Annotated in this window: 8 protein-coding genes; 4 read left to right on the top strand and 4 right to left on the bottom strand. The window is 60.3% G+C overall.

Translation table 11 applies throughout. From position 1 onward, the window contains the following. The first annotated feature begins 171 nt into the window (after window positions 1-171). Complete coding sequence (locus JNL55_RS04825; RefSeq protein ID WP_293850078.1) at window positions 172-624, top strand: YaiI/YqxD family protein; 453 nt, start codon at window positions 172-174, stop codon at window positions 622-624. A gap of 15 nt (window positions 625-639) precedes the next feature. On the opposite strand, the gene JNL55_RS04830 is transcribed toward JNL55_RS04825, so the two are convergent. After that, window positions 640-1020 (bottom strand): hypothetical protein, encoded by a 381-nt coding sequence (locus tag JNL55_RS04830; RefSeq protein ID WP_293850081.1) that lies wholly within the window; start codon window positions 1018-1020, stop codon window positions 640-642. Between the two features lie 81 nt (window positions 1021-1101). Then, window positions 1102-1317: a hypothetical protein gene (locus tag JNL55_RS04835; RefSeq protein ID WP_293850084.1), complete on the bottom strand. Its 216-nt coding sequence runs from the start codon at window positions 1315-1317 to the stop codon at window positions 1102-1104. A gap of 217 nt (window positions 1318-1534) precedes the next feature. On the opposite strand from JNL55_RS04835, the gene JNL55_RS04840 reads away from it, so the two are divergent. Genes JNL55_RS04840 through JNL55_RS04850 form a run of 3 tightly spaced genes read left to right on the top strand, consistent with a single transcriptional unit; the run spans window position 1535 to window position 2830 of the window. Further along, window positions 1535-2125, top strand: a complete 591-nt coding sequence (locus tag JNL55_RS04840; RefSeq protein ID WP_293850086.1) for a hypothetical protein — start codon at window positions 1535-1537, stop codon at window positions 2123-2125. An 11-nt stretch (window positions 2126-2136) separates the two neighbouring features. Beyond that, window positions 2137-2583 (top strand): hypothetical protein, encoded by a 447-nt coding sequence (locus JNL55_RS04845; RefSeq protein WP_293850088.1) that lies wholly within the window; start codon window positions 2137-2139, stop codon window positions 2581-2583. A 19-nt stretch (window positions 2584-2602) separates the two neighbouring features. Next, the gene (locus JNL55_RS04850; protein WP_293850090.1) at window positions 2603-2830 is read left to right on the top strand and encodes a hypothetical protein; all 228 of its coding nucleotides are present in this window, start codon (window positions 2603-2605) and stop codon (window positions 2828-2830) included. A 101-nt stretch (window positions 2831-2931) separates the two neighbouring features. Here the strand turns inward: JNL55_RS04850 and JNL55_RS04855 are convergent, their stop codons facing one another. Both JNL55_RS04855 and JNL55_RS04860 read right to left on the bottom strand, forming a co-directional pair. Then, on the bottom strand, window positions 2932-4680 hold the full coding sequence (locus JNL55_RS04855) for a CocE/NonD family hydrolase (RefSeq protein WP_293850093.1): 1749 nt from the start codon (window positions 4678-4680) through the stop codon (window positions 2932-2934). A 16-nt stretch (window positions 4681-4696) separates the two neighbouring features. Then, the coding region (locus JNL55_RS04860; RefSeq protein WP_293850095.1) for a CRTAC1 family protein at window positions 4697-7074 on the bottom strand (2378 nt) is incomplete at its 5' end.

The following is a 7074-nucleotide window of genomic DNA, read 5'->3' on the forward strand; positions in this document are numbered from 1 at the left end:
CCCGCCGCATCACCGGCACATTCGACGCCGACGACTTCATGCCCTTCATCCGCTTCATCTCTCGCGACCCCAAAGTGCACGTCACCCTGAACGATCGCGAAGTCCTCATCCAGGCTCGCGCCGCTTCGGATAGGATCACGAACGTCGAATAGTGGTTCGGCGAGGGGTCCGATGCAGATTTGGGTGGATGCAGACGCCTGTCCGGGCGCGATCAAAGAGATTTTGTTTCGTGCCGCCGAGCGCAGGAGCGTGCCGGTGACGTTGGTGGCGAATCAAGCGTTACGAACGCCGGCGTCGCCGTACATTCGTTCGGTGCAGGTGCCTTCGGGATTCGACGTGGCAGATAAACGCATCGTCGAAATGCTCGCGGCTGGGGACTTGGTGATCACCGCCGATATTCCGTTGGCGGCAGCGGCCATCGAGAAAGGGGGCCATGCCTTGAACCCGCGAGGCGAGCTGTACACGAAGGACAACATCCGCGAGCGGTTGTCGATGCGCAACTTCATGGATGAGTTACGCGGTAGCGGGGTTGCGACGGGTGGGCCTAGCGCCCTGAATCAACGAGATCGTCAGGCATTTGCCAACAGTCTCGATTCATTCTTGGCCAAGCACGCGCGGCCCTGATCGTCAGTCAGCTGCTTACTCGTCGCGGGTCAGTTTGAACTGCCGCACGAATCGATAATCCACGGCGGTACCCAACCCGAGTTCGGTGGCCTTGAGCCGAACCGCGGCGGGATCTCGATGCAAGCGTGTCGCGATCTGCATCACACACTCGTCGGCGTGTTGCCAGCTTCGGGCCGTCTGACCGTGCAAGAAGGATTTCAATTCCACGATCTCTTGCTCCTGCCATTCGCCTTGCGCCCGGGCAGCAGCCTGACGATGCAGTTCAGCGGCCTCGTCGTCACGAATAGCCTGCGTCAGCACTTCGATCAAAGTGGCTTTGTGTTCCGCCGGCATCTCGCTCGTGATCACGAAGCGAAGTGCGGCATGTAATGCCGCTGGACGATGTGGGTGTTTCATATCTTCACCTGGCACGATCAACCGTCCCCGCACTCAGTGTGCGCGCTTCGATCATCTTAAGATAGTAAATATGCCGACCGGTTACTTCGGCCGATAATTCTTGTTACGTGCCTCGAAGGCGCGGATCTCACGTTCCGCCTCGCCGCGTTCGATGCCGTAAACCTGTTGAATCGTACTGAGCAGCGACGCCCGCTTGCCTGCGATCTCGCGTAATTGCTCCTCGCCAAGCTTGAGCCAGCGCGCCTTCACCGTGCCTTGGAACTGAGCCCAGTTACTCTCCGCCATCGTCCAATTCATAGTGTCGTCGCAGTTCGAAGAAGGGGCGCGCAGCCTACTCCGGTTCGCGGCAACCTGCTTGGCTGTCGTCGAGTAGGAATCCGAGTAATTGCCGCGCCCAAGCCTTTAATTGGCGCTTTATTCGCGATTTATGTATCTATCCGCACCGATCGAGCGCACACTGCCGGCAGCTCATGGAGTCATCTCCCTGCCTGTCACCCCTACGCTGGAGACCTTCATGGACATTCATCGCTTGCATCGGGGCGTTCGGCGCGCCTTGGCTCGAGCCAGCGGCGTGCCCCAGCGACGCACCAGTGCACGCCACTGGACTATTCCCAACACCTTGAATTCAGGCATCGATTCGCCCGACAGCACAGACTGGCGGCGGCGCTTGCTGTGGGCCCGAGGCCAGCAGATTCAGCTCGGCACCCTGGAGCGTAACGATCGCTGCGCCATCGCGATTCTCGATGCCACCGGCATCGTGATTTCCTGGCACGACCGCCTGCCGCGCGCGCGGTCTTACGACCCTGGCGTGTTGAGTCGCCATATGTCTCAGTTCTATCTGCCGGACGATGTCGCACTACATGTGCCCGCGCGCCACTTATTCATCGCAGCTGAATACGGTGTGGACACGCAGCGTGGCTGGCGACGCCGCCCAGGCGGAGAAATATTCTGGGGCGTGACAGTCATGCAGAGCATTCTGCTGGATGACGGCGAACTGCTGGGATATTCACACGTGACGCGCTCGGTACGCGGACCGGCACAGCACCTGTTCAGACCGTTACGAGTAGGCATGACGCCAACGGCTCGTCTCGCCGTGATGGCCTAGTGACAACGGCAGTGAAATTGCGACCGCGCCCTCCTCATCTCGAAGCCCAGCACGCAGGGCCGATGGTGGTGTTGTTCGGCGCCGGTGACCGCGAGTTCAGCTGCGCCTTGCCGGATTGGAATTTCATTGTCGAGCTCGGCCAAACGTTCGGTTGGCAGCCGGCAGGAACCACGTATCTGCCCCAGCAAGGCCAGCGAGCGCGCCTCAATCCGATCAAACATGACTATCAGCCCGGCGACAGTCAGGATCGCAAGCGGGTCGAAGCGCACGACTCCGAACATTGGTCGGTGGCGCTGGCCGGAGCGAAACGCTCGCCGTTCATCTCCGCCATGCTTCGTAAGCACAGCCAACTACAAGCTGGCAGCGGAACCAGCACCGAAGCTTCGATGCACTCACAGCTGCAGAGCTTCATCGAGCTTGCCCGGCGCGGCGCATTCACCATCGCGCTGCAGAGCTGAAGACCCCACTGATTGACTCATGATGAAACTTGGAACCTTCTCGATCGAGCAACCTTTCCGCATCGATGAAATCGTGCGCGCCCCCGCGCCCGATGGCAGCGATTCAGTATGGCATCGGTATGTGATCTCTCAGGGCAACAACACCATCGCCGGCATACGCGCCGGCCGGCATATAGAAGTACAGTCGCAAGTCGAAGCGATGGTCGAACGCTTGAATGAGCGGCGCATGGGCAAAAGGCCCAAATGATCGATACTCGCCGTTGGCGTAAGCCCGCAACTATTTCTTATAAGATCTGACCGCGACATCACCCAATCCCACTCGGCGAGACAGTTAAACGACTGTCGGCGCTATCTCGGAATCACGGGCAGCGTGATATGCGATGGATATTTTCGGGTGTGATGAATGGTCTGCGTAGCACTCTGCATCCGCGTCTCTACTCCGAACTCACCGCCCGTGTTGGGATTGCGATCGAAGCGCGGGAAATTGCTGCTGGAGATATCGACGCGAATTCGATGCCCTTGCTTGAACACGTTGCTGGTCGCCCAGAGATCGATCGAGTACTGGTAGACGCGGCCCGGGCTCAGCAGCGTGGGCTTTTCGAACGACTCCCGATAGCGCGCGCGAACGATGCCGTCCGCGATGTTGTACGCCTTGCCATCCGGGTGGATGTCGACCAGCTTCGCAGTGAAATCCGTGTCCTTAGCGGAAGACGCCGCGTACAGCGTGACGGTGACCGGGCCAGTCACCTCTAGATCGCGAGACAAAGGCGCGGAGGTAAACACCAACACGTCGTCGCGTTCTCCGAGCGCGGCCTGATCGTACGGCCCTGCCGGCGTCGGTTTGAACATCAGGTTGCCACCGAGTGTGGGCACCGGATTCAGCGGGTCATAAACAAACTCATCGACAGGCTGATCGGATGCAGGCTTGCGCGCCTCGAGCACGCCATCGCCGGCCACACCATTCGCCTGACCTTTGCTATGGAAGTAATAATTCGTGTACTGAGTCCGAGCCAACGGCCATTCCTGTTCCGAACGCCTCCGGTTCTCGCCCATCACAAAGATCCGTACCGGCGGCTCGTCGATGAAGCCGTCATTGGTACCCTTCAGCCAATAGTCGAACCAGCGCGCATGCAGCCCTTCCAAGTCAGGCAGGGCATCGGACCCGAAATCCAGTTCGCCGAGTGCGGTCGTCGGCTGTGGTGTGTGTCGCCACGGACCAATCAATAATTTCTGATGAGCTCGTGCACGTTCACTGCGAGCCTGTTTACGCATATTGGTGTAACTCGACAACGTGCCTCGCAGGAACACGTCGTACCAACCACCGATATTGAAAGCAGGCACTTCGATCTCGCCGACGCGTGACGCCACGTCGAACTGCCGCCAATAACTGTCGTAGCTGGGATGAGCAATCCAATCGCGCCAATGCGGCAATGACACGCCCAGCGCCGTGTCCATGGTCTGCAATGGCAAGTGTCGCAACACCGGTTGCCAATCTCGTTGCGGTTCTTGGTTGGTCCGCGAGCCCATCAACGCAGCCCAGCCAAGACGCGAGCCAAGCGACAGCGCGCCGCCGACATACGCGACATCCTGGTAGTAATTGAAAGGCGTCATCGTCGGCACCATCGCAGTGAGTGCGGGCGCTCGTAGATGTGCGCTCAACCATTGTGTCGAGGCCAGATACGACAGACCTTGCGTGCCGACCTTGCCGTTCGACCACTCTTGAGCCGCGGCCCACTGCTGAGCGTCATAACCATCGGCCACTTCCGCCGAGTAGGGATAGAACGCGCCTTCCGAATCGACCCGCCCGCGTACGTTCTGATGCACGAACACGTAACCGCGTCGCGCCCATCGTTGCCCTGCCTCAACCCAAGTCGGCTCAGCCCCGTTGTTATAGGGATCGCGCACCAGAATCACCGGATAGCGGCCGGCGCCCGCCGGACGATGAATGTCGGTGGACAGACGCACGCCATCGCGCATCGGCACCATTACGTTGTATTGAACGATGACCGGAGCGTCTTTCACCGCGCTATCGCCGAGAGCAAGCCCGGCATGCGCGGCCACAGCCAGCGAGACGAGTGACAGCAGAAGCCTTCTCATCGATGTATTCCTCATCTCAGTTCTGCCTCACCACCACCGAGCTGCCGAGAAACTTCGCGGGATCGACATTGCGAACGTGTTGACGCGTGCGTCCATCCTTCCCTAAGAAAGTGACTTCAACGGTCACGCGCTCGGTTCGAGCCAAACCAAAATGCACCGGCTGCACACTTTGCGAGTCGTAGCCCTCCCCCGTCGTCACCAATCGCGTACCCAGCAGCTTGCCGGCTGAGTCGAACAGTCTCACCTCAGCGCCGGCACGCGTGTGATGACCCTGGCGATCCAGCACCGTGACTTGCAGTGAGCGAGGCGAGTCTTTGCTGGCAGCATCGTTCTTCAGCACCCAATGACGACCGGCGTCACGACTGTCGGTGAGCGACAGGTCGAGATCGCCGTCAGCATCGAAATCTGCCCACTGCACACCATGATCGGCGTGATTCAATACATCGGCAGCCGGCACCACATCGACGAACCCGTGACCGGTGTTTCGTAACAGCAGATCCTTCGGCTCCAGCCCGTTCGCGCCGCGCACGTAACCGGCGATATACAGATCGAGCAGGCCATCCAGATCGTAGTCGCCCCAGCTCGCCCCGACCGCGAGACCCGGCTCGGTGATGCCCAAGGATTTGGCGACTTCTACGAAGCGGCCACCGCCATCATTGCGATACAAAAGATTGAATCCATACGACGCCACGAATAGATCCAAATCGCCATCGTTGTCATAGTCGCCGACCGCGCAGCCGACGCCACCCTCGGCGAGTCGACGGTGCGGCTGATCCATGCCCAACTCGGGCGCGACATCGGTGAAGCGAGTGCCATCGTTGCGATAGAAAGCGTCCTTGTCGCCTTCTTGATTGGCGAGGAACAAATCCAGGTCGCCATCCTGGTCCATGTCGAACCAGCAAGCGCCCACCGAGCGGCGTACATCGGCCACCCCGAGCGCCTTGGCGACGTTCACGAACTTGCCGCCGTCGTTACGAAACAAACCGTTCTCGCCGATCCGATTGGCCACGAACAAATCCAGGTCGCCATCGTTGTCGTAGTCGATCCAGTTGGATTGACGGCTGCTGACGCCGGGCATGGCCACGCCCGCCGCTTCCGCCACCTCGACAAACCGTTTGCCGCCCTCATTGCGATAAAGCAGATTACGGCTGGCGATGGGCACCTTGCGCATGCCAACGTAGAGATCGACAAAGCCATCGCCGTCGTAATCGCCCCAGGACAAGCCGCGGGCTTCATCGCCTTGCGTCGGCAAACCGAGCGCAGCGCCGACGTTGCTGAAGTTGCCCCCGTCATTGCGATACAGCCGCACTTCGCCGCTCTTGAACGACACAGCCAGATCGAGATCGCCGTCGTTGTCGAAGTCCGCCCAGGCATTCGCCAGCGCGCCCGGCGCCGAGAACACCTCCGACTGATGTACGCTGAACTGCGGCGGCGGGCCGCTTTCACGCTCGAAGACCAGGTCACGAACTCGACCCTGAACCTTGAACGCCACCGGCTCGCCACCAGCATCGCGAACGAACTGAATCGTGCTCAGCACGGAGTGGCCGGAATCGAAACGATCGGCCGCGGTCGGTGTGAATACGATCGGCTCACCCAACCACAGCGAACGCACGATGAGCCGATCCTGCTCGGCCGAGATCTGATAGATGGCATCGAGTTCGCGGCTTCGATACGAACCGGCCAGATCGTGCAGTGCTGCTGCAGAGGGATGCGACGGCTCGATCCGCTGGTGCAATGTCGTCCCGCGAGCATCTTTGGCGGCGAAGTCTGCAACCATCCTGACGTTCCCCGCAGCATCGAGCTGTCGAGTCGGAATGGGTCGCGGCCAGCCGGGCCACTCCTCGATGGCAACCACCTTGCCCTTCGAATCGCTGCGCAAGCGATAGGCGCCGAGCACCCGCGAACCGAAATCAAATGTGCCGTCGGCACGGAAGATCGCGGTCTTCGGACTCTCGCCAGTGACCTGCCATTGCAGCTCGCCGTTGTTCCGCGTCAACGAAATCATTTTGCCGTATGGAGATAAATAGCTACCGACGGCCGACGCCAGCTTTGCGCGATCGATGGCGACAACGGGCGTGGCGATCTCAGGCGCCCGACCCGTGCCGTCATTCAAGTAGATATCGGTGATCGACTCGACTGCCCGGCGCTGATCGAACGGCGTATTGCCCAGAATGAAGACGCCGAAGTCCGTCGCCGGGAAATAACAAAAGACCGCGCGATAGGCTGCATCGCTGCCCAGATGAATCAGCCCTTCGTGGCCCGCGAACGCCTCCCTCGATACGCCCAGTCCATAGTTGATGACGCTGCCATCCTTCAGCTTGCCCAACGTACCGACCTGCGCCATCAAGGCCGCGTCGCCCACGGTCGGGCGGGAGAAGTTCCTGGCCCACTTGG

This window comes from Steroidobacter sp. (genome assembly GCF_016790065.1).
Taxonomy (GTDB): domain Bacteria; phylum Pseudomonadota; class Gammaproteobacteria; order Steroidobacterales; family Steroidobacteraceae; genus Steroidobacter.